The following is a 25,683-nucleotide window of genomic DNA, read 5'->3' as shown; positions in this document are numbered from 1 at the left end:
TATGCTTCGGACCATGCCTGATGCGAAGCCCGTCCACGACGTACTCAACCCGACTCCCGCATACCTCGCCTTCTGGCGGGAGCGGCACATCTGCACCCTGACCACCCCCCGCCCCGACGGCACCCCGCACGTGGTCCCGGTGGGCGTGACGTACGACCCGGAGGCCGGGCTCGCCCGGGTGATCAGCAACCGGCACAGCAGGAAGGTGCGCAACGTGCTCGCGGCGGCGGCGGACGGCGGCGCGCGGGTGGCGGTGTGCCAGATGGAGGGGCGGCGCTGGGCCACCCTGGAGGGCCGGGCCGTGGTGCGGACCGACGAGGCCTCGGTCGCCGAGGCGGTGGAGCGCTACGCGCAGCGGTACGGGCGGACGCCCTCGCCGAACCCGGACCGGGTGGTCCTGGAGATCACGCTGGACCGCGCGATGGGGCGCGCCTGAGGACAACGGCCGGATTCGAGCGGTCCTCGAGCGATTCTCAGCGGATCCTCACCCGGATGTCCTGTTCGCGCACTGGACGGGGACATCACAACGGCGCCATCGTGGTCAGGTCCACGATGGCGCCGTTGTGTGGGGGAAGCACCTGGAGCGATCTGCAACGACGGGGGAATCGCCTCAGGCACTGCGGGGGGTGGCGGTGGTGATATCGGGTTCGAAGAGCTGGTGATCACGCTGGTCCAGGTTGACGAAGACCATGCCGTACCGCACTTCGCAGCGGACGGGCTGCGGTGCGCCCCGGGGGCGGCGCAGGCAGCGGTAGGCACGGACGTCCTCGTCCTCCTCGCGCACGATGACGATCGGCTGGCCGAACAGGGTGACCATCAGCGAGTCGCCGGCGTAGGGGATCGCCGTCGCGAGGTCGATGAACTGCCATCCGGATCGGTACGCCGAAGCCATCTCGCGACGGAAGTCGCGGTCGTCGGGGGTCATCAGGCAGCCTTCGCAGGGAGAGCGGTCCAGCCGGTGTCGACACTGGTCGGCTGGACCGTCCAGCCGGTGTCGTCCTTACCTGCCGGGCTGCTGGTCCAGCCGGTGTCGATGGCCAGAGCGCTCCCCGCGTCACTCCCGACGGCACTGACCGCCCCAAAGACCGCAACAGCGGAGAAACCAACGGCAAGCGCCGAGCGAAGCATTCTCTTATACATGGTCGGCTTCGTCCTCACTTGATGGAATCCTCTCCCCCGCCTGACAGACGATGGCTCATTCAGGCACGTCAACGCCACAGGGACGATGCATCATGTTCTTGCATGTTCAGGACCCTGGGGGGTGGAGATTTGCCCAAAAGTACGACAAACCCGACACATCCCCACCCCATCACGGCGCTCTGCCCGGAGGGCACGCGCCTCTACGCGACGGCGCTCAGCACCGGTCGGATCGCACGGAGTGAGGTGCAGCAGGCACCCTGCTTGCTTGAATTCGCCCTTTTGCAGCCCGACCCCGATGACGCCAACCAGCTGCGGCCGGTTCCGCCGTCCGTCGCACTCGCACAGCGGCTGCACCCGATTGAACGCGAGATCCAGGACCGCAGACGCGCCGCTGTAGATCTCACCGACGTATTCGAGCCGTTCCTGACCATCAGCGCGCAGAACCCGGCGAACACCCACGCCATCACGGTCCTGGAGGGCTTCGAACGGATCAACGCCGCCCTGGACCTCGCGACGGCCGAATGCCACACCGAGGTCCTGACGGTCCAGCCGGGCGGCGCACGGCCCTCCGAGGCCCTGGCGCAGGCCCTGGAGCGGGACGCCCCGCTCATCGACCGGGGCATCAGCATCAGGACCCTGTACCAGCACACGGCCCGGCACAGCCAGGGGACACTGGCGTACGTGGACCGGATGTCCGCCGGAAAGGTGGAAATCCGGACATTGGAGGAGTTGATCGAACGGCTCATAGTGTTCGATCGGACGGTCGCCTTCATCCCCGTCAGCGACGACCGCCGCGTGGCCCTGGAGCTGCGCCACCCCGGCCTGGTCGACTACCTCATCAAGGTGTTCGAGCAGCTGTGGCGGCGCGCCGTCCCGCTGCAGGACGAGGTCACCTACACGCAGACCCCGGACGGGATCTCGGGCGTGCAGCGCTCCATAGCGCAGCTCCTCGTCGAGGGACACGTCGACGAGGCCATCGCCCGCCGCCTGGGGATGAACGTCCGTACCTGCCGCGCCCACATCGCGAAGCTGGCCACCGCCCTCGGCAGCGGCAGCAGGGCCCAGCTGGGCTACCTCATCGCCCAGTCCGGCATCCTGCACACCGGGGGCTCGGAAGGGCCCCCGGGGGCCTGTAGGGACCTCTCCGGGCCGTGACGCGCGTGTGCCCCGCCCGGAAGGTCCCGGGCGGGGCACACGAGGCGGCCAGGAGCCGCCGTCAGTCCATCGGGCGCTTGGGGCGCCAGACGACCAGGGCGCTGCCCGGCTGCGGCTGCTGGTACGGGACCAGGTCGCGGCGGTACGAGGCGTGCACCGCGGCCTCGCGGGCCTGGAGGGCGGCGGCCGCGCCGTCCACCGCGCTGGCCAGCTCGGCCACGCGCTGCTGGAGCGCGGCCACCTGGTTCTCCAGCTCGATGATCCGCTTGATGCCGGCCAGGTTGATGCCCTCGTCCTGGGACAGCTGCTGCACCGTGCGCAGCAGCTCGATGTCCCGGGCCGAGTAGCGCCGGCCGCGCCCGGCCGTGCGGTCCGGGGAGACCAGGCCGAGGCGGTCGTACTGGCGGAGGGTCTGCGGATGCAGTCCGGAGAGCTGGGCGGCCACCGAGATCACGTAGACCGGGGTCTCGTCGGTCAACTGGTACGCCCCGTCACCGAAGCGGGACTGTCGTCGGCGGCCTTCCACGTCAAGCTCCCTTCGCGGACTCGAACAGCAGGGCGCGCGGGTCCTCGGACCCGGTCGCGTCCCGGTACATCTCCAGGGCCTCGCGGGCCTTGTCGGACAGCTCCGCCGGTACCGCGACCTCCACCGTGACGAGCAGGTCGCCGCGGGTGCCGTCCTTGCGGACCGCACCCTTGCCGCGGGCCCGCATCGTACGGCCGGTGGGGGTGCCCGGGGGAAGCTTCAGCGTCACCGCCGGGCCGCCCAGGGTCGGGACCTTGATGTCGGCGCCGAGCGCCGCCTCGGCGATCGTGACGGGCACGGTCACCGTGAGGTTGTCGTCCTTGCGGCCGAACACCGGGTGCGTACCGACGTGCACGACGACGTAGAGGTCGCCCGCCGGGCCGCCGCGCTCGCCCGGGGCGCCCTTGCCGCGCAGCCGGATCCGCTGGCCGTCGGAGACGCCCGCCGGGATCCGGACCTGCATGGTCCGGGAGGACTTGGCGCGCCCGCTGCCCTTGCAGACCTCGCAGGGGTTCTCCGCGATCAGGCCGCGGCCCTTGCAGTCCGCGCAGGGGTCGGTCAGCGAGAAGCCGCCGCCGCTGCCGCGGGAGACCTGTCCGGTGCCGACGCAGGTCGGGCACACGCGGGGCGTGCCGTTCTTGTCGCCGGTGCCCGAGCAGGCCTTGCAGGGGGCCTGCGAGGACATCCGCAGCGGGACCGTCGCCCCGTCCACGGCCTCCGTGAAGGAGAGCGTGACCTCGGACTCGATGTCCTGGCCGCGGCGCGGCTGGGTGCGGGCTCCCGGCCCGGCGCCGGCGCCGCGGTTGAACAGGCCGCCGAAGACGTCGCCCAGTCCGCCGCCGAAGCCGCCCTGGCCGCCGCCCTGGGCGCCCCCGAAGAGGTCGCCCAGGTCGAAGTTGAACGAGCCGCCCCCGCCCGGACCGGGGCGGAAGCCCCCGTTGCCGAACAGGGCGCGGGCCTCGTCGTACTCCTTGCGCTTCTTGGCGTCGCCGAGGACGTCGTTCGCCTCGGAGATCTCCTTGAAGCGCTCCTCGGCCGAGGCGTCGCCCTTGTTGGCGTCCGGGTGGAACTCGCGGGCGAGCTTCCGGTACGCCTTCTTGATCTCGGCCTCGGTGGCGTCCTTCGGGACACCGAGGACCTTGTAGTAGTCCTTCTCGACGAAGTCCTTCGTGCTCATCCCCGGTGACCCTCCTCCCGTCTGCCTACATGGTGTCCGTCAGCCCTCGTCGGGGGCATCCGTGTCCTTGTCGGACGGCGTGTCGCCGTCGGCGGACTCGGACTTCGCGGCGGGCGCCGCGCCCGGCTGGGGCTCGGCCACCGCGACCCGCGCGGGGCGGATCGTCCGCTCGCCGATCCGGTACCCCGGCTGCAGGATCGCCACGCAGGTCGTCTCGGTGACGTCCGGCGCGTACGAGTGCATCAGGGCCTCGTGGATCGTCGGGTCGAAGGGCTCGCCCTCCTTGCCGAACTGCTGCAGCCCCATCTTGGCGGCGGCCGTCTCCAGGGACTCGGCCACCGACTTGAAGCCGCCGACCACCTCGCCGTGCTCCCGGGCCCGGCCGATGTCGTCCAGGGTCGGCAGGAGCTCCGACAGCAGGTTCGCGACCGCGATCTCCTTGACGGCGACCCGGTCCCGCTCCACGCGGCGGCGGTAGTTCTGGTACTCGGCCTGGAGCCGCTGGAGGTCCGCGGTGCGCTCGTTCAGCGCGGTACGGGCCTGGTCCAGCTGCGCCAGGAGCGCTACGTCCTGAGCTGCGTCCCCGGCCGGGGCCGCCTCCTTCTCCTTGGAGGAGTCGGCGGCCTTCGGCTCGGCGTCGTCGGCGCCGGTGGGGACTTCGGGCTTCTCGTCGAAGCCCGGGGTCTCCTCCGACATCAGACCTGGCCGCCCTTCGGCTTGTCCTCGTCGACGATCTCGGCGTCGACGACGTCGTCCTCGGCCTTGGCCTGGCCCGCGTCACCGGCACCGCCGGCGGCCTGGGCGGCCTGGGCGTCGGCGTAGATGGCCTGGCCCAGCTTCTGGCTGACCGCGGCCAGCTTCTCCGTCGCGGTGCGGATCTCGGCCGTGTCCTCGCCCTTGAGCTTGTCCTTCAGCTCGGTGACGGCCGTCTCGACCTCGGTCTTGACCTCGGCCGGGACCTTCTCCGCGTTGTCCGCGAGGAACTTCTCCGTCTGGTAGACGAGCTGCTCGCCCTGGTTGCGGGACTCGGCGGCCTCGCGGCGGCGGTGGTCCTCCTCCGCGTACTGCTCCGCCTCCTGGCGCATGCGGTCGACCTCGTCCTTGCCGAGCGAGGAGCCGCCGGTGACGGTCATCTTCTGCTCCTTGCCCGTGCCGAGGTCCTTGGCCGTGACGTGCATGATGCCGTTGGCGTCGATGTCGAAGGAGACCTCGATCTGCGGGACGCCGCGCGGGGCCGGCGGCAGGCCCGTCAGCTCGAACATGCCGAGCTTCTTGTTGTACGCCGCGATCTCGCGCTCGCCCTGGTAGACCTGGATCTGCACGGACGGCTGGTTGTCCTCGGCCGTCGTGAAGATCTCCGACCGCTTGGTCGGGATGGTCGTGTTGCGCTCGATGAGCTTGGTCATGATGCCGCCCTTGGTCTCGATGCCGAGGGACAGCGGGGTCACGTCGAGGAGCAGGACGTCCTTGACCTCACCCTTGAGGACACCGGCCTGGAGGGTGGCGCCGATGGCGACGACCTCGTCCGGGTTGACGCCCTTGTTGGCGTCCTGACCGCCGGTGAGCTCCTTGACGAGCTCGGCGACGGCCGGCATGCGGGTGGAGCCGCCGACCAGGACCACGTGGTCGATCTCGGACAGGCTGATGCCGGCGTCCTTGATGACGTTGTGGAACGGGGTCTTGCAGCGGTCGAGCAGGTCCGCGGTGAGCTGCTGGAACTGCGAGCGCGTGAGCTTCTCGTCCAGGTGCAGCGGGCCCTCGGCGGAGGCCGTGATGTACGGCAGGTTGATGGTCGTCTCGGTGGACGACGACAGCTCGATCTTCGCCTTCTCGGCGGCCTCGCGCAGGCGCTGGAGCGCCATCTTGTCCTTGGACAGGTCGACGCCGTGGCCGTTGGCGAACTGCTTCACCAGGTAGTCGACGACGCGCTGGTCCCAGTCGTCGCCACCGAGGTGGTTGTCACCGTTGGTGGCCTTGACCTCGACGACACCGTCACCGATCTCCAGGAGGGACACGTCGAAGGTGCCGCCGCCGAGGTCGAAGACGAGAATGGTCTGGTCGTCCTTGTCGAGACCGTAGGCCAGGGCGGCGGCCGTCGGCTCGTTGACGATGCGCAGGACGTTGAGGCCCGCGATCTCGCCGGCCTCCTTCGTCGCCTGGCGCTCGGAGTCGTTGAAGTAGGCCGGGACGGTGATGACCGCGTCCGTGACCTTCTCGCCCAGGTACGCCTCGGCGTCGCGCTTCAGCTTCTGCAGGATGAAGGCGCTCATCTGCTGCGGGTTGAAGTCCTTGCCATCCAGGTTGATCTTCCAGTCAGTGCCCATGTGGCGCTTGACGGAACGGATGGTGCGGTCGACGTTCGTGACCGCCTGGCGCTTGGCGACCTCGCCGACGAGGACCTCGCCGTTCTTGGCGAAGGCGACGACGGACGGCGTGGTCCTGGCGCCCTCGGCGTTGGTGATGACGGTGGGCTCGCCGCCTTCGAGAACGCTGACGACGGAGTTAGTGGTGCCCAGGTCGATGCCGACCGCACGTGCCATTTCGATTCCTCCAGCTGACTTGAGTGGAACAGACTCAAGGATGCCGGAACGCTGCGCCGGCGTCAACAGAGGTGAGCCGGGTCGGCTCAACCTTTAGGTGTTGCTTACGCTCAACCAGCCCCGCCGGCGATGGGGGCGCGGGGGTTCGGGGGCGGAGCCCCCGACTGCGGCGCGGCACCCGAACGGGTTCCGGGGACGGACGGAGCCGCGCGGCGCGCCCGCCGGGCGGACGGGGTTCCGGCAGCGTGCCCGGCATGCACCTGCACCTCACCCCGCCCGCCCGGCCGGCCTGGCTACGGGTGCGCCGACCCGGGGTCACCCTGCGATGGCCGGCCAGGCCCCCCGCCAAGCGGGTGTGCGACCTGATCGGGGCGGTCCCGCTGACCCTGCTGTGCGCGGCCCCGCTGCTCCTCGCGGCCGCCGCGCTGTACGGGGCCACGCGCGCCGGCGTCCTCGTACGGGAGCCCGCGCTCGGCCTGGCCGGCCGCCCCTTCCGCACCTGGCGGCTGCGCACCGACGGCGCCGGCCGGCCCGGGGCGTGGGTGCGGCGGTGCGCCCTGGACGGGCTGCCGCAGCTGCTCAACGTGCTGCGCGGCGAGATGTCGCTGGTGGGGCCCCGCCCCGAGCCCCGCACGGACCACCCCGAACGCCTGCTCGTACGCCCCGGAATGACCGGATTGTGGCAGGTCGGCGCACGTTCCGACCTCCCCTGGGAGGAGATGGCCCTGATGGACCGGCACTATGTGGAGAGCCATTGGCTGGGGACGGACCTCGCGATCCTCGCGAAGACCCCTCGGGCCGCCTTCGAACACAGGCGTGCCTGAGCGACACAGATCACCGCTCACTCACCTACAGTGCGGCGCGGGAAATGGGTAACCTCAAGCCTTGACTCAATAAGTTACCGCTTAGTAAGTCCCGCCCGAGGAGCCCTCCCATGCAACTCGCCGCGATCATCGTGTCGCTGGTCCTGTCTGTGGTCGGCGTCGCGCTGCTCGCCCGAGCCGTGGCGCAGATCTACCGGTTCGTGAAACTCGGCCAACCCGTACCGGCGGGCAGCCGCACCGACCGTCCGAAGGAACGGACGATCACCCTGGTCAGGGAGTTCCTCGGCCACACCCGGATGAACCGCTGGGGCATCGTCGGCTTCGCGCACTGGTTCGTCGCGATCGGCTTCCTGACGCTGCCGCCGACCCTGGTGCAGGCCTTCGGCCAGCTCTTCCAGGCGGACTGGCTGCTGCCGATCGTCGGCGACTGGCTGCCCTTCGAGCTGTACACCGAGTTCATCGGTGTGATGACGGTCGTCGGCATCGCCGTCCTGATGGTGATCCGCCTGCTCAACCTTCCCTCGCGCGCCGGTCGCAAGTCGCGCTTCGCCGGCTCGAAGGCCTGGCAGGCGTACTTCGTCGAGTGGGTCATCCTCACCATCGGCGTCGCGATCCTGTGCCTGCGCGGCCTGGAGGGCGCGATCCACGGCGTGGAGTCGTACGAGCCCGCGTACTTCGCCTCGTACCCGCTGGTCCTGGCCTTCAAGGGGCTCGGCGCGGCCGGCATCCAGAACGCGATCTACTTCACCGCGATGGTGAAGATCAGCGTCTCCTTCATCTGGATGATCACCGTCTCGCTCAACACCAACATGGGTGTGGCCTGGCACCGCTTCCTCGGCTTCCCGAACATCTGGTTCAAGCGGAACGCCGACGGGGCGACGGCGCTCGGCGCCCTCCAGCCGATGACCAGCGGCGGCAAGGAGATCGACTTCGAGGACCCGGGCGAGGACGACGTCTTCGGCGTCTCCCAGGTCGAGCAGTTCTCCTGGAAGGGCATCCTCGACTTCTCCACCTGCACCGAGTGCGGCCGCTGCCAGTCGCAGTGCCCCGCCTGGAACACCGGCAAGCCCCTCTCCCCCAAGCTCCTCATCATGTCGCTGCGCGACCACGCGCACGCCAAGGCGCCGTACCTGCTCGCGGGCGGCGGCAAGACGATGGAGGGCGAGGAGAAGGCCTCGGCCGAGCAGCTCGCCGGCGTCCCGGCCGCGGCCCTCGCGGAGGCCGAGCGCCCGCTGATCGGCACCGCCGAGGAGAACGGCGTCATCGACCCGGACGTGCTGTGGTCCTGCACCACCTGCGGTGCGTGCGTGGAGCAGTGCCCGGTCGACATCGAGCACATCGACCACATCGTCGACATGCGCCGCTACCAGGTGATGATCGAGAGCGCGTTCCCGTCGGAGGCGGGCACGATGCTCAAGAACCTGGAGAAGAAGGGCAACCCCTGGGGTCTGGCCAAGAAGCAGCGCGTGGAGTGGACGAAGGAGGTCGACTTCGAGGTCCCGATCATCGGGAAGGACGCGGAGGACCTCTCCGAGTTCGACTACCTGTACTGGGTCGGCTGCGCGGGCGCCCTCGAGGACCGCGCGAAGAAGACGACGAAGGCCTTCGCCGAGCTGCTGAACATCGCGGGCGTCAAGTTCGCGATCATGGGCGGCGAGGAGAAGTGCACCGGTGACTCGCCGCGCCGCCTGGGCAACGAGCCGCTGTTCCAGCAGCTGGGCCAGGAGAACGTCGCGATGCTGAACATGGCGTTCGGCGAGGACGACGAGGACGAGTCGACGAAGAAGCCGAAGTCGGCGAAGCGGATCGTCTCGACCTGCCCGCACTGCTTCAACACCATCGCGAACGAGTACCCGCAGCTGGGCGGCGAGTACGAGGTCATCCACCACACGCAGCTGCTCCAGCACCTCATCGACGAGGGCCGGCTCACCCCGGTCACCCCGGTCGAGGGCCTGATCACGTACCACGACCCCTGCTACCTGGGCCGGCACAACAAGGTCTACACGCCGCCGCGGGAGATCATGTCGGCCGTGCCGGGGCTGCGCCAGCAGGAGATGCACCGCCACAAGGAGCGGGGCTTCTGCTGCGGCGCCGGTGGCGCGCGGATGTGGATGGAGGAGCGGATCGGCAAGCGCATCAACAACGAGCGCGTCGACGAGGCCCTCTCGCTGAACCCCGACATCGTCTCGACGGCCTGCCCGTTCTGCCTGGTCATGCTGACGGACTCGGTCAACGGCAAGAAGAACGACGGCCAGGCGAAGGAATCCGTCCAGGTCGTGGACGTGGCCCAGCTCCTCCTGGAATCGGTGAAGGCGCCGGAACCGACGGAGGAGGAACTGGCGGAAGCCGCTGCCGCTGCCGCTGCCGAAGCGGAAGCCGAGGCGAAGGCCGCCGCCGAAGCGAAGGCCAAGGCGGACGCCGAAGCGAAGGCCGCCGCCGAGGCGAAGGCCAAGGCGGACGCCGAAGCGAAGGCCGCCGCCGAGGCGAAGGCCAAGGCGGACGCGGAAGCGAAGGCCAAGGCCGAAGCGGAAGCGAAGGCGAAGGCGGACGCCGAGGCGGAGGCCGCGGCGAAGGCCGAGGCTGACGCGGAGGCTGACGCGGAGCCGAAGGTCGAGGCTGACGCGGAGGCTGACGCGGAGCCGAAGGTCGAGGCTGACGCCGAGACGGAGGCGAAGGCCGAAGCGGAGGCCAAGGTGGAGGCCGCCGCCGAAGCGGAGGCCAAGGCGGACGCGGAGCCGAAGGCCGAGGCCCCCGCCGAGGCGGAGGCGGAGCCCAAGGCCGAGGCCGAGGCTGCCGCGGAATCCGCCGCGTCGGAGGACGCCGGGACCGAGACCGACGCGGAGCCCGAGGCCGTGGCCGACGCCGCTCCCGCGACGGAGAAGAAGGCGGAAGCCGCCGAGCCGAAGGCCGAGAGCGGCAAGTAGCGCGCAGAGCAGGAACGGCCGGTCCCCTCGGGGGCCGGCCGTTCCTGTGTGTCCGGGACCGCCGCCCACCGGTCGCCGCCGCGCGGGGCCGTCCCCCACTCCCCCTAGGGGATGTCACAGCTCAGCCGCAAAGGCCCCGTTTCCGCCGCCCCGGCCACGACCGCCCGCCGGAGCAGGTACTTTCGATCACGTGGCTGGATTCAGGATCGGACGGGGCCGGGACGACAACCGCCCCCCGCAGCAACCCCCGCACACCCCGCGGCAGCAGCCGTACGGCCGGCAGCAGGCGCCCCAGGCGCAGGCCCAGGCGCCGTACGGCCATCCGCCGTACCCGCCCGCAGGCGGCCCGCCGCCACAGCAGCACTGGCCGGAGCCGGGCGGCGCGGCCGGCGGTGGCGGCCAGGGCGAGCCGGAGTACTTCGACCCGTACGGCGGCGGCCCCGGCGGGCACCACCAGCAGCCGCACCACGCCGCCCCGCACGGCCCCTCGTACGCCGACAACCCGGGCCACACCCAGGCCTTCTCCCTCGGCGAGGACCCGTACGGCCAGGCCGCGACCTACCACGCGGGCGCCGCGGCCTCCGCCCCGGCCGGGCCGCGCCTGCACTGGAAGGACCTGCTGCGCGGCATCGTGCTGCGGCCCGGGCCGACCTTCCTCCAGATGCGCGACTACGCCGTCTGGGGGCCGGCGCTCGTCGTCACCTTCCTCTACGGCATGCTCGCCGTCTTCGGCTTCGACAAGGCCCGCGAGGACGCCATCAAGGCGACCCTCACCCAGGCGGTCCCGATCGTCCTGAGCACCGGCGTGGCCTTCGTCATCTGCGGGCTCATCCTGGGCGCGGTCACCCACACGCTGGCCCGCCAGCTGGGCGGCGACGGCGCCTGGCAGCCGACCGTGGGCCTGTCGATGCTGGTCATGTCCATCACGGACGCGCCGCGCCTGCTGGTGGCGGTGTTCCTGAGCGGCGACAACATGGTCGTGCAGATCCTGGGCTGGCTGACCTGGCTGGCGGCCGGCGCGCTGTTCACCTCGATGGTCAGCAAGTCGCACGACCTGCCGTGGCAGAAGGCGCTGGGCGCCTCCGCGATCCAGCTGGTCGCCCTGCTGTCGATGATCAAGCTCGGCATGCTCTGACCGGCTGACCCCGCACACGCGGAAGGGCCCGCCGCGCACCAGCGCGGCGGGCCCTTCCTCTTGTCCGGTCGTCCGGTCACCTCAGGCGTCGAGGACCTGGCCCTCGCGCTTGACCACCGGCGGCTCCGTGGACCACGGGAACTCGATCCAGTCGTCGGTCTTCTTCCACACGTACTCGCACTTCACGAGCGAGTGGGACTTCTCGTAGATCACGGCGGAGCGCACCTCGGCGACATGGCCCAGGCAGAAGTCGTGCACGAGCTTCAGCGTCTTCCCGGTGTCGGCCACGTCATCGGCGATGAGGACCTTCTTGTCGGTGAAGTCGATCGCCTCGGGCACGGGCGCCAGCATGACCGGCATCTCCAGCGTGGTGCCCACGCCGGTGTAGAACTCGACGTTCACGAGGTGGATGTTCTTGCAGTCCAGCGCGTAGGCCAGACCGCCGGCGACGAACACCCCGCCCCGGGCGATGCTGAGGATGATGTCCGGCTCGTAGCCGTCGTCGGCGATGGTCTGCGCCAGCTCGCGGACGGCGCTGCCGAACGCCTCGTAGGTCAGGGTCTCGCGTACGTCGCTCATGCCTCGTGCCTCACCTGGGTGCGGTGGAAGTTCTGGAAGGAGCGCGAGGCGGTCGGCCCGCGCTGCCCCTGGTACCGGGAGCCGTACCGCTCACTGCCGTACGGGAACTCCGCGGGCGAGCTGAGGCGGAACATGCACAGCTGTCCGATCTTCATGCCCGGCCACAGCTTGATCGGCAGGGTGGCGAGGTTCGACAGCTCCAGGGTCACGTGGCCGGAGAAACCGGGGTCGATGAACCCGGCCGTCGAATGCGTCACCAGGCCCAGGCGGCCCAGGCTGGACTTCCCCTCCAGTCTGGAGGCGATGTCCTCGGGGAGCGAGATGACCTCGTACGTCGAGGCGAGGACGAACTCACCCGGGTGCAGGATGAACGCCTCGTCGCCCTCGGGCTCGACCATGCGGGTCAGGTCGGGCTGCTCGATGGCGGGGTCGATGTGCGCGTAGCGGTGGTTCTCGAAGACCCGGAAGAACCGGTCGAGGCGTACGTCGATGCTGGAGGGCTGCACCATCGACTCGTCGAACGGGTCAATGCGAACCCGTCCGCTGTCGATCTCGGCCCGGATGTCTTTGTCGGAGAGAAGCACGTCCCGAGGATACGCAGAGCGCGCGGGCCGCCCCCAATCGAGAGCGGGCCCGCGCGCCCGGGAAGCCGTGCGGGACGGCCCTACCGCTTGATGCCGCCCACGGGCACCGCGTGCCGCAGCCGTGCGCACCGCGGACACCGCAGCAGCCGCCCCGGACCGATCCGGCCGGCACCGAGGTGCTGCAGCGGGAAGGAGGCGGTGCTGAAAACGTGCCCTTCGGCACAACGGACGACTGTGTGCTCCATCGAGTCCCTTTCCCCAACGAGCCGTACTGCGATGAATCGCCACATTAGGGGATGAACAAGACCCACTCCAGCCGCCGCTCCGCACCCCAAAGGTACGCCCCAACTCCCGCCCCCGTGACGCCTGGTGCCCCACCGCGAGGACGCCGGCCCGGCGGGTGGATTCACCGGAGGTCGATCATGGGGTACAGTGTGCAACGGTAGGGATCCAGGCAACTGGCCCACTCTGCGGATGTAGTTTAATGGTAGAACATGAGCTTCCCAAGCTTATAGCGCGGGTTCGATTCCCGTCATCCGCTCTCGAACAAAGGCCCAGGTCGACGACCTGGGCCTTTGTCGTTGCCTGAATCGCGAATACTGCTTTCGCGGACGGAGATTTTGGCCGGCACCCCGGGGAGGGTTTTTGCCGGCGACACTCGGAATAAAAAGGGAACCCGCACGGACGGCATCAGCGTGCTAACGTCGAATCCGTTGCAGTTTTGGTACCCGTTTTACTTTCCGGTCATTTTCCGGGCAGGGAATCATCGCGGCGACACGGCGACCGCACAGTGCGGATGCCGCTGCACTCCCCCAAGGAGATATGACATGGCCGCTGGCACCGTGAAGTGGTTCAACGCGGAAAAGGGTTTCGGCTTCATCGAGCAGGAGGGCGGCGGTCCTGACGTGTTCGCCCACTACTCGAACATCGCCGCCCAGGGCTTCCGCGAGCTCCAGGAGGGCCAGAAGGTCTCCTTCGACATCGCGCAGGGCCAGAAGGGCCCGACGGCCGAGAACATCGTTCCCGCCTGACTTTGACGCACCACTGACGCGCCACCGACGCGTCATGCACAGCCGGGGCCCGCATCCTTTTGGGTGCGGGCCCCGGCTGCGTTCATTTCCCAGGGCTTCCCGTCATTCCCGTGACACCCCGGCGAAGCGGGGTCAGTGGTCGGAGTAGCTGACGTCGCCGAGGGTCCAGGCGCTGATGTCCGCGATCGAGACGCGGTACATCCCGCCTGTCTCCGGGATCCCCACCGTGCCCTGGAGGATCCGCGCCAGGTGGAAGTGCAGGTGTGTGGGCGGGCCGTCCTTCGCCGCCGCGGTGGCGAAGACGGCGGAGAACTCGGCCAGCCGGTCGGAGTCCGCCAGGACTTCCGAGACCCGCTGCCGCCACACCGCTTCGGGTGCCAGTCGGCCTGTGATGACAGCGCCCCCGGTCACGACGGTCAGGGACATCTGGTTGCTCTGCGCGGACTCCACCAGCCGGGCGACGTCAACGAGCAGCTCGTCAATCTTCGACATGAGACCCGATCCTACGGGGCGCTCCGCCCCGTCCACAGGTCGTCCCGCCGCACGGGAAGGACGACCGGGGGCGCGCGGGTGCGGGGGCCGCCGCACCCGCGCAACCACGTCGCACTCCGCGCCGGGAGCCGGCCATCCCTCACCGGGGGCAAAAAATCTATCGTGGCCGCAGTAGACATCGGCGCACGGGTGGGTTATGTTTTCTCTCGTAGTCGCAGAGACAGCAGGCCTGGCAGAGACGAACTGCCGGCGAGCAGCAGCAAGGAAGGAACGGAGGAACACGGCGCCATCAGGATCGCCCGGGCGGAAGTCTTCGAACCCGGGTACCGCGGGACATCGATAGCGAGGTGGTCTTCGGTCAAGCAGCTGCGATCCCCGCACCGACGGCAACTACCCGACCGGGTGTGCGGACACAGAAGGCCGGCGCTTCATCAGGGCCGGCAGGTGGTGTAGTAGTTCCTTCAGGGCCCTGGTGCCAGTACTGGCACCAGGGCCCCTCTATGCGTTTCACGGAGAGGTGCAAATGACAGCAGACGACTCGTACGACCGTCTCGACGACGACGACTACCCCGCGTACACCATGGGCCGAGCCGCGGAGATGATCGGCAGCACACAGGGCTTCCTCCGCGCCATCGGCGAAGCCCGCCTGATCACTCCGCTGCGTTCCGAGGGCGGCCACCGCCGCTACTCGCGCTACCAGCTCCGCATCGCCGCCCGCGCCCGCGAGCTCGTCGACCAGGGCACCCCGATCGAGGCCGCCTGCCGGATCATCATCCTCGAGGACCAGCTCGAAGAGGCCCAGCGCATCAACGCCGAGTACCGCCGCGCCGCCGAATCCGGCACGCCCCCGGAGCGGGTGTGAGGCCACCGGGCCGGCGACCCGCCTGACCGGCGTGCCGGTGGGCGGGAGGCCCCGGTAGCCGCCGCGCGCCCCTGCTCCGCCGGCTCCGCGGCGGTCCCGATGCCGAGCGGGCGGGCGGACCCGGCCGCCCCGGGCGCGCTCGGGCCGGCGCTGCCACTGCCCGCCGCGCCGTCCGCCCCCTTTCTTCGCCTTTCCGGCAGGGGCCGGCGTCTACACCTTTGGTTGTAGGGGAATTACACCCTTCCTCAGCCGTTCGTTTCCCTTTATTGCGGCGCCCCGATTCTGCGGGCCACGATGGCCATCGCCACAGCCCGTAACCGCAGAAACGGATGGCTCGGTGCACACGTCGCAACACACCACAGCAATTGTTCCCAGGCCCGCACGGGCGAATTCCAGGACGGCTGGCAGCGCACGGCGGTCGAGGAGATCACCGCACGGCTCGCCGACCCGGGATTTCCGTGCGTGTTCTCGCGCAACGCCCTGCGCAAGGAGCTCCTGAGGTTCGTCTTCGTGGCGGACGGCGGGCCGGACGGCATCCGGCACCTGGCGGGGGCGCTCGGGGAGTACGTCGAGCTGGCCAGGGGCTGGGACGGGCAGCTGGACACCGCGTATCCGCTGGTCGTGGTGTTCGCGCCGGACGCCGTGCCCGGGGACTCCGTCGAGGACCACCACGCCTTCGGCTGGCACGTCCTGCGGGAGCTGCACCGGGCCGACCCCGCGCCCTGGCCCGCCGGGGTCGCCCGGCGTCCCGATGACGAGACCTGGTCCATGTGCTTCGACGGAATGCCGCTCTTCTGCAATATGAGCAGCCCCGCGCACCGGGTCCGCCGCAGCCGGAACCTCGGCGGCTCCTTCGTCCTGGTCGTCAATCCGCGGGAGCGGTTCGACGTGTTCGCCGGCGACACCCCGAGCGGGCGGAAAGTGCGCGCCAACATTCGCGGCCGAATACACCGCTACGACGGTGTCCCGCACGCCCGGCAATTGGGTTCCTACGGAATCGGCGCCCTCGAATGGCAGCAGTACGGCCTGATCGAGGAGAACGCCGGGCGGACCGACGCCTGCCCCTTCCCCCACCGCACCGACGCCGACACGCAGAGGACCTCCTGACCATGATCGAGCTCATCGTCTCCCAGGGCCGGGTGGCCGACCGGAAGCCCCGCATGATCGAGGGCGCGGCCCGGCTCGCGCGCGCCCTGGAGCAGCGGTACGGACTCACCGGCCGCTGGATCGGAGAGCCCGCGCCGGCCGCCGTCGACGACTGGAGCGTCAGCCTCCCGCAGGCCGAAGGCCAGTTGCAGGCCCTCGGCCGGGCGGTCGGGGACGGGATCCGCGCCGGCCGCCGGACGGTCCTGGTCTCCAACACCTGCCCCGCCAGCATCGGCACGCTGCCGGTGGTGGCCCGTGAGGTCCCGGACGCCGTGGTGCTCTACATCGACGGCCACGGCGACTTCAACACCCCGGCCACCGGCACCGGCTACCTGGGCGGGATGGTGCTCTCGGCCGCGTGCGGCCTGTGGGACAGCGGCCACGGGGGCGGGCTGCCCGCCTCGCAGGCGGTGCTGGTCGGCGCCCGGGACATCGACGAGGGCGAGGCCGGGCTGATCGCGACGGCCGGGGTCAGGGTCATCCCGCCCGCCGAGACGACGGCGGAGAACGTCCGGGACGCCATCGGCGACCGCCCCGTCTGGGTGCACATCGACTGGGACGTGCTCGAACCGGGCCACGTGCCGGCCGACTACACCGTCCCCGACGGCCTGCTCCCCGAACAGATCCGGACCGTCTTCGAGACGATCCCGGCCGACCGGCTGCTCGGCGTCGAGCTGGCCGAGTTCGACGCGTCCCCGGACGAGGCGCTGAACGAGCGGGCCGTCGCCGTGATCCTCGACATGGTCGCCCCGGTCTTCGAGACACGGACCGACGCCGAGGTCCTCGCCGGCCGCTAGGCCGCGTTCCCGTTCCCGGCCCCGTTCCCCTCTTCCTTCCCTCCCCCCGCCGCCCAGGAGATCCCCCATGCCCCTGTACGACAGCATCCTCGACACCGTCGGCCGTACCCCGATCGTCCGGCTGAACCGGCTCGCCCCCGCGCACACCACGGTGTACGTGAAGGTGGAGGCGTTCAATCCGGGCGGCTCGGTGAAGGACCGGCTCGCGCTCTCCGTGGTCCTCGACGCCGAGGCCCGGGGGGAGTTGAAGCCCGGGGACACGATCGTCGAGTGCACCTCCGGCAACGTCGGCATCGCCCTGGCGATGGTGGCCGCGGCGCGCGGCTACCGGTTCGTCGCCGTCATGGGCGACACCTACTCGCGGGAGCGGCGCCAGCTCATCCGTGCGTACGGCGGCAAGGTGCTGCTCTTCCCCGGCGCGCTCGGCAGCAGCGGCGGCAACCGGATCGCGGACGAACTCGCGGCGGAGCACGGCTGGTTCCGGGCCCGGCAGTTCGACAACCCGGCCAACCCGGCCTACCACCGCGAGACCACGGCGTCGGAGATCCTCGCCGACTTCGCGGGCAGGCGGCTGGACTACTTCGTCACCGGGTTCGGTACCAGCGGCACCCTCACGGGCGTCGGGCAGATGCTGAAGACCGCCCGCCCCGGGGTACGGGTCGTCGCCACCGAGCCGGAGAACGCCGCCATCCTGGGCAAGCAGGAGTGGAACGTCCACCGGATCCAGGGCTGGTCCCCGAACTTCGTGCCCGGCGTGCTGGACGACCGGGTCATCGACGACCTGGTCACCGTCGACGAGACGGTCGGACGGGACACCTCCCGCCGGCTCGCCGCGGAGGAGGGCATCTTCGCCGGCATCTCCGCCGGCGCCACCCTGGCCACGGCGCTGCGCGTCGCGGAGACCGCCCCGGAGGGGTCGGTGCTCCTCGCCATGCTGCCGGACACCGGCGAGCGGTACCTGTCCACCTTCCTGATGGAGGGCGTCAACGAGGGCTCGGACGACGAGTGGCTCGCGTCGCTCGGCGCCGGACCGGGCGCCGGGAACTGACGTGAGCCGGGAATTCGTTCCGCCGGCCGCCCGGTTCAGCGCCCTGCCCGACGCCTTCCCGCTGCTGCGCGGCGGGACCCTGACCGGTGCGCGCACGGCGTACGAGACGCTCGGGCGGCTGACCCCCGAACGGGACAACGCGGTCCTGGTGCTGACGGGCCTCTCCCCCGACAGCCATGTGGCCTCCCACCCCGGGGACCCGGCGCCCGGCTGGTGGGAGGCCATGGTCGGGCCGGGCAAGCCGGTGGACACGGACCGCTGGTACGTGGTCTGCGTGAACGCGCTGGGCAGCTGCAAGGGGTCGACCGGGCCCGCGTCCGTGGATCCGGCGACGGGGGTCCCGTACGGGCCCGACTTCCCGGAGCTGTCGATGGAGGACATCGCCGACGCCGCCGCGCACACCGTACGGGCCCTGGGCATCGAGCGGCTGGCCTGCGTCATCGGCGCCTCCATGGGCGGGATGAGCGCGCTGTCCCTGCTGGCCCGGCATCCGGGCCTGGCCCGTTCCCACCTGAACATCTGCGGGGCGGCGCGCTCGCTGCCGTTCGCCACGGCGGTCCGCTCGCTGCAGCGCGAGGCGATCCGCTTCGACCCGGGGTGGAACGGGGGCCGTTACGCCGGCCACGAGACGGAGGACTATCCGCACCGCGGCATGCTCACGGCGCGCAAGCTGGGCATGACGACCTACCGTTCGGCCCGGGAATGGGACCGCCGGTTCGGCCGGGAGCGCGTCGCGGCGGAGCGCCGTGCGCAGGGCGGGCCGTTCGGCCCCGAGTTCGCCGTCGAGGCGTACCTCGAACGCCACGCCCGGAAGTTCTCCGGCCGCTTCGACCCCAACAGCTACCTCCACCTCAGCCGGTGCATGGACCGCTTCGACCTGGGCGAGTCCTGCGGATCGGCGACCGGCGAGGCGCTGGCCCGGATCCGGCTGGAGAAGGCGCTGGTGATCGGTGTGGAGACCGACATCCTCTTCCCGCTCGGCCAACAGCGGGAGATCGCCGACGGGCTCGGCGCCGGCGGTACCGACGCCGGGTTCCTGGCCCTGGAGTCGGACGAGGGCCACGACGCCTTCCTCGTCGACATCGACCGCTTCGGCCCGCCCGTCGCGAAGTTCCTCACCACGCTCTAGTCCTGGAGGCCCCGCATGTCCCCCCATCCCTTCCGGCTGGCCCTGGTCACCGGCGCGAACCGCGGCATCGGCTTCGAGACGGCGCGCCTGCTCGCCGCCGAGGGCGTCCGCGTACTCCTCTCCGGCCGGGACCGCGAAGCGGTCGACGCGGCGGTGGAGGAACTGCGCGCGAGCGGTCTCCCGGTGGAGCCGCTGGTCCTCGACGTGACCGACGGCGACGCCGTCCGGGCCGCGGCCGCCGAGGTCGAGCGGTCGTACGGCCGGCTCGACATCCTCGTCAACAACGCCGCGATCCGCGTCGAGGAGTACGGCAGGAAGCCGTCCGAGCAGCCGCTCGCGCAGTGGCGCCGGACCTTCGACACCAACCTGTTCGCGGTCGTCGAGGTGACGCGGGCCTTCCTGCCGCTGCTGCGGCGCTCCCCGGCGGGACGCGTCGTCAACCTGTCCAGCCTGCTCGGCTCCGTCGGCACGCACGGCGACCCCTCCTCGTACGCCCACAGCGACCTGTTCAAGTCGCTCCCGGCCTACAGCGCGTCCAAGAGCGCCCTCAACTCGTGGACCGTGCACCTCGCCTACGAGCTGCGTGACACCCCCGTCAAGGTGAACGCCGTCCATCCCGGCTACACCCGGACCGGCCTGAACGACGGCGAGGGGGACCTCACGCCCGCGCAGGGCGCGCGCACGGGCGTGGCGATGGCCCTGCTCGGCGACGACGGCCCCACCGGCACGTACACGCACCGCGGCGCGACCGTCCCCTGGTAATCCCGGTACATCAATGGAGCACATCTATGGGCAACCACGTGGCCCTGGCCACCGACATGACCAGCCTTCCGATCGACTACGACATGCCGCTGCTGCTGGAGGCGTGCCGGGCGGCCGGAGTGCGGGCGGAGATATGCAGCTGGGAGGACCCGGCCATCGACTGGGGGGCCTTCGACGCCGTACTCCTGCGGTCCCCCTGGAGTTACGTCGAGCAGCTGCCGCGCTTCCTGCGCTGGTGCGAGCACGTCACCGCCGTGACGCACCTGCTCAACCCGCTCCCGGTGGTGCGCTGGAACCTGGACAAGAGCTACCTGGGCGATCTGGACGCGGCGGGGGTGCCCGTCGTGCCGAGCAGTTTCGTCGCCCCGGAGGCCGAGCCGGCCGACGCGCTGCGCGCCTTCCTCGAACGGCATCCGCAGGCCGCCGAGTTCGTGGTCAAGCCGACCGTGGGCGCGTACTCGCGGGACGTGCAGCGCTACTCCCGCGCGCAGGAGCCCGAGGCGGTCCGGCACATCGCCAAGCTGCTCCAGCAGGGCTGCGACGCGCTGATCCAGCCCTACCTGGACGCCGTCGACCGGGACGGCGAGACCGACCTGATCTACTTCGACGGCGAGTACAGCCACGCCATCCGCAAGCGGGCGCTGCTCCTGCCCGACGGAACGGTCGACGTCCCCACGCAGGACGCCCGCACCGCGCGGGACGCCGCCCAGGACGAGCGGGCGGTCGCCTCGGCGGCGCTGCGGGCGGTGGTGGCACGGCTGGAACTGGAGCGGCCGCTGCTCTACGGCCGCGTCGACCTCATCCGCGACGGGGACGGCAGGCCCGTGCTCCTCGAACTCGAAGTGTGCGAACCGTCGCTGAGCATGCCCTTCGCGGAAGGATCCGCGACCCGGTTCGCGCGCGCCCTCGCCGCACGGCTGGAAGACATCACCCGAGACCGCAAGAACGGATGACCATGGCTACCCGACAGACTCCGACAGCCCCGGCCCCGGCCGCCGCACCCGCCGCGCCCGCGACCGGTGCGCCCGCATCCGGTGCGTCCGCATCCGGTGCGTCCGCCGCCGCACCCGCCGCCTCGGTCGTGCCGCGCGGCACCCTCTACGCCGCGCTCGGCGTGCTGAGCTTCTCCTTCAGCTTCCCCGGCACGGTGTGGGCCCTCGACGGGTTCGGTCCGTGGAGCGCCATCGGGGTGCGCGGCGTGCTCGCCGCCGTCATCGCGGGGACGGCGCTGCTGGTGACCCGGGCACCCCTGCCGGCCCGCGGGGACCGGGCCGCGCTGGCCGTCGTGGCCGGTGGCTGCGCGATCGGCTTCCCGCTGCTCACCACGCTCGCGCTGCAGACCTCGTCGACGGCGAACTCGGCGATCGTCATCGGCGCGCTGCCGATGGCGACGGCGGCGTTCTCCGCGGTGCTGACCCGGCGCCGACCCTCGAAGGTGTTCTGGGCCGCGGCCCTGACCGGCGGCGCGACCGTCATCGCGTTCACGCTCACGCAGAGCCACGGCAAGCCGACGATCGCCGAGCTCTACCTCTTCGGCGCCCTCGTCGTCTGCGCGGCCGGGTACGCCTTCGGCGGGCGGCTCTCCGCACGGATGCCGGGCTGGCGGGTCATCGCGTGGGGCGTGGTCCTGGCCGCTCCGGTCAACCTGGCCGTGTCCCTGTGGGCGCTGCCGCACGAACCGGTGCACCTGACGGCGAAGGCCCTGGTCGGCATGGCGTACATCGCGGCCGTCTCCCAGTTCGGCGGGTTCGTCGTCTGGTACAAGGGCATGGGTCTCATCGGTGTGGCCCGGGCGAGCCAACTCCAACTCGCGCAGCCGCTGTTGACGCTGGTGTGGGCGGTGCTGCTGCTCGGTGAGGAGATCGGTGCGGCGGTGCCGCTGACGGCCGCCGTCGTGCTCGCCTGCATCGTGGTGACCCAGCGGGCCAGAACGTCCTGAACCGGCTGAACCAGCGGTCCGGCGCACCCGAAACCACGAAATCCGTGGCTGCGGGTGCGCCGGACCGACGCATTCTCACCCCTCGGACGGCCTTTTCCTTCGGATCTTGTGGGTGCTACGTTCTCCGCGTCCCAGCCGCCGGACCGAAGAGGAGGCGCGAGTTGAGCCGCCAGGCAGCCGCACAGCAACTCCGTGACGCCGCGCCCGCCGTCATCGAGACCTACCGGGCGGAGCTGCGACGCCTCGGCAGCCCGCTGGCGACCCGCGATGACGCCTGGGGGCAGTGCCGGTACCAGGCGCAGAACATCCTGGCGGAGTGCGCGCAGTCGCTGGAGACGGGCCGGCCGGCGGAGGTGACCGGGGTCGGGGAGTACTCGCGGCTCCTCGGGGCGCACCGCGTCACCCAGGAGATCCCGGTGTCCGAGTCGGTCCGGGCGGCGGAGGTCCTCTGGGAGGCGATGCGCGAGGCGGTGGCACGGGCGGCGGCCCTGATGCCGCCCGACGGACGGCACGCGGTGCAGCAGGAGATCAGCACCATCTTCCGGGCGGTCACGGGAGCCCGCCTCTACCAGGGGATCCGCGGCTACGAGGAGGCCGCGCGGCCGACGGCCCCCGCCGACGGCCGGCCGGGGCGGCCGGCGCCGGCCGCCCCGGGCGCGGAGCTGGAGCCGCAGGCCCTGGAACTGCTGACGCTGCGGGAGCGGGAGATCCTCACGGCGGTGCGCGAGGGGCTGACGAACCGGCAGATCAGCCGCCGTTTCGAGATCACCGAGGCGACCGTCAAACGCCATCTGCACAACGCGTACCGCAAGCTCGGCATCAGCTCCCGGGTGCAGGCGCTGAACAAGATGTTCCAGGAAAAGGGCTGACCGCGCCGCGGGCGCGGCGCGGTCGGGGTGATCGGGGCGGTCGGGCGGGGCGGGGCTGAGGGGGGTTTCACCCAGTGGCGTGGAGGAGGGCCAGGCAGGCCGCCACGGCCAGGTTCGCGGCGTACTGGGTGACCATGAACGCCCGGTAGGCGCCGCGTCGTTCGGCGCGGCCCGCGTGCTCCCGGCGGGCTCCGCGCAGCACGCGGACGACCACCCAGACCGAGCCGAGGGCCACCGGCACGGCCGCGGCGAGCGCGGGCTCCGCCCACAGCAGGGCCAGCGCCGGTGCGGCCGCGCCGACGGCGAGGGCACCGCCCACCGCCAGGGCCCGGGCCGCGGCCGGGCCCCGGACGACCGCGACCGTGCGGCGGCCGCCGGCCGCGTCACCGCTGACGTCGCCCAGGTCCTTGGCCACGGCGCCGACCAGCGCCATCCACGCCGACATCACCCCGGCGACCAGCACACCCGTCGCGGTCCACCCGCCGCCGGACGCCGCGACCCCGGCCCCGTACGCGCTCACGCCGAGCCCGAACACCACCAGTGCGCAGCGTCCGCTGGAGCACTTGGCCTTCACCGGGCCGGCCGAGTAGGCCCAGCCGAGCCCCAGGAAGGCGGCCGTCCAGGCCACCACGCCCGGCCCGGCGAGCCCGCCGAGCAGGAGCGCGGCGCAGGCCAACAGCACCGTGCCCCGTGCGGCGGTGTGCTCGGGGAGGTACCCGCGGGCGATCGGGCGCCGCGAGCCGTTGACCCGGTCCTCTTGGACGTCGGTGACGCCGTTGAGCAGGTACGCGCAGATCACGGCGCACCACAGGGACGCCAGTCCGAGGACGGGCCGGCCCGGCGACTGCGGCGGCTGCGCGGCGCAGACGGCACCGACGGCGAACCGCAGGAGGAACGCGACCTGGACGACCGGCCGGGCCTCCTGCCAGCACAGGCGGACGGTCTCCGCGAGGGAGTGCCAGCGGATGTCCAGGACCCGCGGCGGCCTGGTGACGATCAGTTGCCCACTGAGATTGATCACGGGCGCCACCCTAGGAAGCGGCCCGCCGCACCGGCCATACAACCATCGGCGTACACAGGTGCACGCCCGCTCCGCCCAACGGCGCTTCCGGGACAGCTGGTTGGGCCCGGGGTCAGTCCGCGTACACGCGCGGCGGGAGGGGTTCGCCGGCCCGGGGGCCGACGACGAGGGCGAAGCCGTGGTTGGCGGCCACGGCCCGGGTGTGGGCCGCCGAGAGGGAACCGTGGCGTTCCAGGGTGAGGGCGGGCAGGCCCGAGCGGCCCTTGGCGGTGGTGTGGTGGAAGGAGAGGACGGTCGTGGACGCCGTCGCGTGGTGGGGGTGGCGGCGGCGGGCGGCGGCCTCGTCGCGGTGGGCGAGGAGGGTGACGCCGGGCTCGTCGCCGAAGTCGGCGAGCACGCCGTCGGCACGCCAGTGGGCCGGCTCGTACGCGGCGCCGGTCCGGTGCCGCGAGGGGTTCACCGAGGTGATCGCGAGGAAGTCGCCGTCGGTGCGGTCCAGGGCCGCCGCGAGGAAGTCGTTGGACGGGCAGTGGTAGCCGGGGGCGATGAGCCGCACCGTGGGCACGCCCTCGTGGGTGGCGGTGAGGTGGTCCGGGACCCGGGGGGCGGCCGGGCCGCGGAATCCGAAGGGGCCGAGGTTGAAGAGGTCTTCGATCAGGTCCTCGACCTGCCGGCGCCGCACGGCCGTCGGCAGCCGGCTCCAGTCGAAGAGGGCGGGGACGTGGTCGCGGACGGTCGTGACGCTCGCGACCTGGGCGGGCGGACGGCCCTTCATCCGGTTGATCCGCTCCACCACCGCCCGGTCCGGGCGGGCGGTGAGGGCGTAGAGGTTGCCGAAGCCGTGCGCGACGGCCCGCCCCTCGGCCAGGGAGCGGGCGGCGGCGCGTACGTCCTCGGTGTTCTCCAGGGTGGGCCGCCTGGGATCGGTCGTCCGTCGGTGGGTCATGGCCGGCCTCCGCCTCGTGATCGTTGGTGGATGCCAAACGAGGAGGCGGACGGACGGTCACCGGGCGGTGGAGCGTTCCAGGGTGTCGGCGTCGTCCATGAAGGTCAGCATGCGGGCGTTGACCACGTCCGGGTGGTCGATCTGGGGGCCGTGGCCCGTGGCGGCGATGATCTCGGCACGGGCGCCGGGGATGAGCCGCGGGACACGTTCCATCTGCCGCTTCGGGTGCACCAGGAGGCTGCGCTTGCCCATGATCAGGTAGAACGGGGTACGGATGGAGCCCAGTTCCGCGTCGGACAGCGGCAGCGGCGCGGGGCGGCGGATGCGGAAGGCCCGCACGCCGGCCTGGATCCATCGCCGCAGCTCCGGGACCGCCAGGACCGGCTGCTCCAGCCACTTGGCGAGGGTCGGACGCAGCGCCTTGGGGGCGAAGGTGGCGAAGAGGCTGACGAAGATCCAGACGAAGAAGCGCAGGCCCACCTTCTCCAGGCCGCCCGGGTCGAGCGCGGTGACCGAGGCGAGCCGGCCGGGCCGCAGGTGCGCCTGGTTGATGACGAGCCAGCCGCCGTAGGAGGAGCCCACGAGGTGGATCCGGTCCAGGCCGAGCGCGTCGAGGGCCTCGTCCATCCACTGGGCGGCGCGCTCGGGCTGCCACATGGGCTCGCGGTGGACGCTGCGTCCGGGGTCGCCGGGGGTGTCGAGGGCGTAGACGGGGCGTTCGGCGCTGAGCGCGGGGGTGTTGGGGTACCACATCGCGGAGCAGCCGCCGGAGCCGTGGATGAGGACGATGGGCGTACGGGACTCGGCCGCCGGGTCGGTGGGCCCGTAGCGGTAGACCCGGGTGGTGCCGAAGCTGGTCTCGACGTCCTTCTCCCAGCGGGCGGGGGCGCCCATCGCGAAGAGGGCGTCGCAGGCCTCGAAGTAGCGGTCGCGGAGCTCGTCGCTGACGTAGCGGCCGATGTCACGGCGTACGCGGGTCCTGTTCTCGGGCACGGCGGCACCTCCGTTGTAGTTCCGTTCTTCGTGATACGACCGTACCATATTGATGGTACGGCGG

The 25,683-nt window shown here is 71.3% G+C and carries 25 protein-coding genes, 1 tRNA gene and 1 pseudogene; 16 read left to right on the top strand and 11 right to left on the bottom strand.

The window, feature by feature from the left end; genetic code table 11:
- Positions 1-13 precede the first annotated feature (13 nt).
- On the top strand, positions 14-436 hold the full coding sequence (locus tag ACZ5NJ_RS02005) for a pyridoxamine 5'-phosphate oxidase family protein (protein WP_468761658.1): 423 nt from the start codon (positions 14-16) through the stop codon (positions 434-436).
- Positions 437-610: 174 nt separating this feature from the next.
- Here ACZ5NJ_RS02005 and ACZ5NJ_RS02000 read toward each other — a convergent pair whose 3' ends face one another.
- A complete protein-coding gene (locus ACZ5NJ_RS02000) occupies positions 611-925 on the bottom strand; it encodes a Rieske (2Fe-2S) protein (protein ID WP_042820115.1) in 315 nt (104 codons plus the stop codon).
- A gap of 317 nt (positions 926-1,242) precedes the next feature.
- Between ACZ5NJ_RS02000 and ACZ5NJ_RS01995 the strand changes: the two genes are divergently transcribed.
- On the top strand, positions 1,243-2,295 hold the full coding sequence (locus ACZ5NJ_RS01995; RefSeq protein WP_468761656.1) for a helix-turn-helix transcriptional regulator: 1,053 nt from the start codon (positions 1,243-1,245) through the stop codon (positions 2,293-2,295).
- Positions 2,296-2,356: 61 nt separating this feature from the next.
- On the opposite strand, the gene ACZ5NJ_RS01990 is transcribed toward ACZ5NJ_RS01995, so the two are convergent.
- From ACZ5NJ_RS01990 to dnaK, 4 genes are read right to left on the bottom strand one after another with little or no spacing between them, the layout of a single operon-like run.
- Positions 2,357-2,821, bottom strand: coding sequence for a heat shock protein transcriptional repressor HspR (locus ACZ5NJ_RS01990; protein ID WP_395513781.1), 465 nt, complete (start codon positions 2,819-2,821; stop codon positions 2,357-2,359).
- 1 nt (position 2,822) lies between these two features.
- Complete coding sequence (dnaJ, locus tag ACZ5NJ_RS01985; RefSeq protein ID WP_468761653.1) at positions 2,823-3,998, bottom strand: molecular chaperone DnaJ; 1,176 nt, start codon at positions 3,996-3,998, stop codon at positions 2,823-2,825.
- Positions 3,999-4,037: 39 nt separating this feature from the next.
- Positions 4,038-4,694 carry a nucleotide exchange factor GrpE gene (grpE, locus tag ACZ5NJ_RS01980; protein ID WP_468761651.1) on the bottom strand — a complete coding sequence of 219 codons (657 nt, stop codon included), beginning with the start codon at positions 4,692-4,694 and terminating at the stop codon, positions 4,038-4,040.
- A complete protein-coding gene (gene dnaK / locus ACZ5NJ_RS01975) occupies positions 4,694-6,538 on the bottom strand; it encodes a molecular chaperone DnaK (RefSeq protein ID WP_468761649.1) in 1,845 nt (614 codons plus the stop codon). The genes grpE and dnaK overlap by 1 nt, the downstream gene beginning before the upstream one ends.
- A 254-nt stretch (positions 6,539-6,792) precedes the next feature.
- Here dnaK and ACZ5NJ_RS01970 point away from each other — a divergent pair, with 254 nt between their 5' ends.
- The 3 genes and pseudogenes from ACZ5NJ_RS01970 (at position 6,793) to ACZ5NJ_RS01960 (ending at position 11,421) form a co-directional block, all read left to right on the top strand.
- Positions 6,793-7,362, top strand: coding sequence for a sugar transferase (locus ACZ5NJ_RS01970; protein ID WP_468761647.1), 570 nt, complete (start codon positions 6,793-6,795; stop codon positions 7,360-7,362).
- Between the two features lie 110 nt (positions 7,363-7,472).
- A pseudogene (locus tag ACZ5NJ_RS01965) lies at positions 7,473-9,689 on the top strand ((Fe-S)-binding protein); the annotation flags it as partial.
- Positions 9,690-10,476: 787 nt separating this feature from the next.
- Positions 10,477-11,421, top strand: coding sequence for a Yip1 family protein (locus ACZ5NJ_RS01960; protein ID WP_468761645.1), 945 nt, complete (start codon positions 10,477-10,479; stop codon positions 11,419-11,421).
- 81 nt (positions 11,422-11,502) lie between these two features.
- Here ACZ5NJ_RS01960 and ACZ5NJ_RS01955 read toward each other — a convergent pair whose 3' ends face one another.
- Positions 11,503-12,000 carry a phosphoribosyltransferase gene (locus ACZ5NJ_RS01955; RefSeq protein WP_468761643.1) on the bottom strand — a complete coding sequence of 166 codons (498 nt, stop codon included), beginning with the start codon at positions 11,998-12,000 and terminating at the stop codon, positions 11,503-11,505.
- Positions 11,997-12,584 carry a dCTP deaminase gene (gene dcd / locus ACZ5NJ_RS01950; protein ID WP_007265045.1) on the bottom strand — a complete coding sequence of 196 codons (588 nt, stop codon included), beginning with the start codon at positions 12,582-12,584 and terminating at the stop codon, positions 11,997-11,999. Before dcd ends, ACZ5NJ_RS01955 begins: the two co-directional genes overlap by 4 nt.
- Positions 12,585-13,054: 470 nt before the next feature.
- On the opposite strand from dcd, the gene ACZ5NJ_RS01945 reads away from it, so the two are divergent.
- A tRNA-Gly gene (locus ACZ5NJ_RS01945) sits at positions 13,055-13,125 on the top strand.
- Between the two features lie 286 nt (positions 13,126-13,411).
- Positions 13,412-13,615: a cold-shock protein gene (locus tag ACZ5NJ_RS01940; RefSeq protein ID WP_030747648.1), complete on the top strand. Its 204-nt coding sequence runs from the start codon at positions 13,412-13,414 to the stop codon at positions 13,613-13,615.
- A gap of 132 nt (positions 13,616-13,747) precedes the next feature.
- Here ACZ5NJ_RS01940 and ACZ5NJ_RS01935 read toward each other — a convergent pair whose 3' ends face one another.
- Positions 13,748-14,107: a hypothetical protein gene (locus tag ACZ5NJ_RS01935; protein WP_468761641.1), complete on the bottom strand. Its 360-nt coding sequence runs from the start codon at positions 14,105-14,107 to the stop codon at positions 13,748-13,750.
- 523 nt (positions 14,108-14,630) lie between these two features.
- On the opposite strand from ACZ5NJ_RS01935, the gene ACZ5NJ_RS01930 reads away from it, so the two are divergent.
- From ACZ5NJ_RS01930 to ACZ5NJ_RS01890, 9 genes are all read left to right on the top strand, one after another.
- Positions 14,631-14,969 (top strand): MerR family transcriptional regulator, encoded by a 339-nt coding sequence (locus ACZ5NJ_RS01930; protein WP_468761639.1) that lies wholly within the window; start codon positions 14,631-14,633, stop codon positions 14,967-14,969.
- A 294-nt stretch (positions 14,970-15,263) separates the two neighbouring features.
- A complete protein-coding gene (locus ACZ5NJ_RS01925) occupies positions 15,264-16,076 on the top strand; it encodes a YqcI/YcgG family protein (protein ID WP_468761638.1) in 813 nt (270 codons plus the stop codon).
- A gap of 2 nt (positions 16,077-16,078) precedes the next feature.
- Positions 16,079-16,912, top strand: coding sequence for an arginase family protein (locus ACZ5NJ_RS01920; protein WP_468761636.1), 834 nt, complete (start codon positions 16,079-16,081; stop codon positions 16,910-16,912).
- Positions 16,913-16,979: 67 nt separating this feature from the next.
- Positions 16,980-17,960, top strand: coding sequence for a cysteine synthase A (cysK, locus tag ACZ5NJ_RS01915; RefSeq protein ID WP_468761634.1), 981 nt, complete (start codon positions 16,980-16,982; stop codon positions 17,958-17,960).
- Between the two features lies 1 nt (position 17,961).
- Positions 17,962-19,089, top strand: a complete 1,128-nt coding sequence (gene metX, locus ACZ5NJ_RS01910; protein WP_468761632.1) for a homoserine O-acetyltransferase MetX — start codon at positions 17,962-17,964, stop codon at positions 19,087-19,089.
- 15 nt (positions 19,090-19,104) lie between these two features.
- Positions 19,105-19,851, top strand: a complete 747-nt coding sequence (locus tag ACZ5NJ_RS01905; RefSeq protein WP_468761630.1) for an SDR family oxidoreductase — start codon at positions 19,105-19,107, stop codon at positions 19,849-19,851.
- A 26-nt stretch (positions 19,852-19,877) separates the two neighbouring features.
- Entirely contained in the window at positions 19,878-20,804 is a 927-nt protein-coding gene (locus tag ACZ5NJ_RS01900) for an ATP-grasp domain-containing protein (RefSeq protein WP_468761627.1), read from the top strand.
- A gap of 2 nt (positions 20,805-20,806) precedes the next feature.
- A complete protein-coding gene (locus ACZ5NJ_RS01895) occupies positions 20,807-21,790 on the top strand; it encodes a DMT family transporter (RefSeq protein WP_468761625.1) in 984 nt (327 codons plus the stop codon).
- A 161-nt stretch (positions 21,791-21,951) separates the two neighbouring features.
- Positions 21,952-22,659 (top strand): helix-turn-helix transcriptional regulator, encoded by a 708-nt coding sequence (locus ACZ5NJ_RS01890; RefSeq protein WP_468761623.1) that lies wholly within the window; start codon positions 21,952-21,954, stop codon positions 22,657-22,659.
- A 67-nt stretch (positions 22,660-22,726) separates the two neighbouring features.
- On the opposite strand, the gene ACZ5NJ_RS01885 is transcribed toward ACZ5NJ_RS01890, so the two are convergent.
- From ACZ5NJ_RS01885 to ACZ5NJ_RS01875, 3 genes are all read right to left on the bottom strand, one after another.
- Positions 22,727-23,680 carry a UbiA family prenyltransferase gene (locus tag ACZ5NJ_RS01885; protein WP_468761621.1) on the bottom strand — a complete coding sequence of 318 codons (954 nt, stop codon included), beginning with the start codon at positions 23,678-23,680 and terminating at the stop codon, positions 22,727-22,729.
- 112 nt (positions 23,681-23,792) lie between these two features.
- Positions 23,793-24,626, bottom strand: coding sequence for an L-threonylcarbamoyladenylate synthase (locus ACZ5NJ_RS01880; RefSeq protein WP_468761619.1), 834 nt, complete (start codon positions 24,624-24,626; stop codon positions 23,793-23,795).
- A gap of 57 nt (positions 24,627-24,683) precedes the next feature.
- Positions 24,684-25,619 carry an alpha/beta fold hydrolase gene (locus tag ACZ5NJ_RS01875; protein ID WP_468761617.1) on the bottom strand — a complete coding sequence of 312 codons (936 nt, stop codon included), beginning with the start codon at positions 25,617-25,619 and terminating at the stop codon, positions 24,684-24,686.
- Between the last annotated feature and the right edge of the window lie 64 nt (positions 25,620-25,683).

Source organism: Streptomyces sp. NPDC032091 (assembly GCF_055580265.1).
Note: the sequence above shows the minus strand (reverse complement) of the source record. Positions and strands in the feature narration are given on the sequence as shown.

Bases quoted from the DNA above. Each gene is read 5' to 3' on its own strand.
- ACZ5NJ_RS02005 (WP_468761658.1), top strand. From the start codon at position 14: ATGCCTGATGCGAAGCCCGTCCACGACGTACTCAACCCGACTCCCGCA.
- ACZ5NJ_RS02000 (WP_042820115.1), bottom strand. From the start codon at position 925: ATGACCCCCGACGACCGCGACTTCCGTCGCGAGATGGCTTCGGCGTAC.
- ACZ5NJ_RS01995 (WP_468761656.1), top strand. From the start codon at position 1,243: ATGTTCAGGACCCTGGGGGGTGGAGATTTGCCCAAAAGTACGACAAAC.
- dnaJ (WP_468761653.1), bottom strand. From the start codon at position 3,998: ATGAGCACGAAGGACTTCGTCGAGAAGGACTACTACAAGGTCCTCGGT.
- grpE (WP_468761651.1), bottom strand. From the start codon at position 4,694: ATGTCGGAGGAGACCCCGGGCTTCGACGAGAAGCCCGAAGTCCCCACC.
- dnaK (WP_468761649.1), bottom strand. From the start codon at position 6,538: ATGGCACGTGCGGTCGGCATCGACCTGGGCACCACTAACTCCGTCGTC.
- ACZ5NJ_RS01970 (WP_468761647.1), top strand. From the start codon at position 6,793: ATGCACCTGCACCTCACCCCGCCCGCCCGGCCGGCCTGGCTACGGGTG.
- ACZ5NJ_RS01955 (WP_468761643.1), bottom strand. From the start codon at position 12,000: ATGAGCGACGTACGCGAGACCCTGACCTACGAGGCGTTCGGCAGCGCC.
- ACZ5NJ_RS01940 (WP_030747648.1), top strand. From the start codon at position 13,412: ATGGCCGCTGGCACCGTGAAGTGGTTCAACGCGGAAAAGGGTTTCGGC.
- ACZ5NJ_RS01935 (WP_468761641.1), bottom strand. From the start codon at position 14,107: ATGTCGAAGATTGACGAGCTGCTCGTTGACGTCGCCCGGCTGGTGGAG.
- ACZ5NJ_RS01930 (WP_468761639.1), top strand. From the start codon at position 14,631: ATGACAGCAGACGACTCGTACGACCGTCTCGACGACGACGACTACCCC.
- ACZ5NJ_RS01925 (WP_468761638.1), top strand. From the start codon at position 15,264: ATGGCCATCGCCACAGCCCGTAACCGCAGAAACGGATGGCTCGGTGCA.
- ACZ5NJ_RS01920 (WP_468761636.1), top strand. From the start codon at position 16,079: ATGATCGAGCTCATCGTCTCCCAGGGCCGGGTGGCCGACCGGAAGCCC.
- cysK (WP_468761634.1), top strand. From the start codon at position 16,980: ATGCCCCTGTACGACAGCATCCTCGACACCGTCGGCCGTACCCCGATC.
- ACZ5NJ_RS01905 (WP_468761630.1), top strand. From the start codon at position 19,105: ATGTCCCCCCATCCCTTCCGGCTGGCCCTGGTCACCGGCGCGAACCGC.
- ACZ5NJ_RS01900 (WP_468761627.1), top strand. From the start codon at position 19,878: ATGGGCAACCACGTGGCCCTGGCCACCGACATGACCAGCCTTCCGATC.
- ACZ5NJ_RS01895 (WP_468761625.1), top strand. From the start codon at position 20,807: ATGGCTACCCGACAGACTCCGACAGCCCCGGCCCCGGCCGCCGCACCC.
- ACZ5NJ_RS01880 (WP_468761619.1), bottom strand. From the start codon at position 24,626: ATGACCCACCGACGGACGACCGATCCCAGGCGGCCCACCCTGGAGAAC.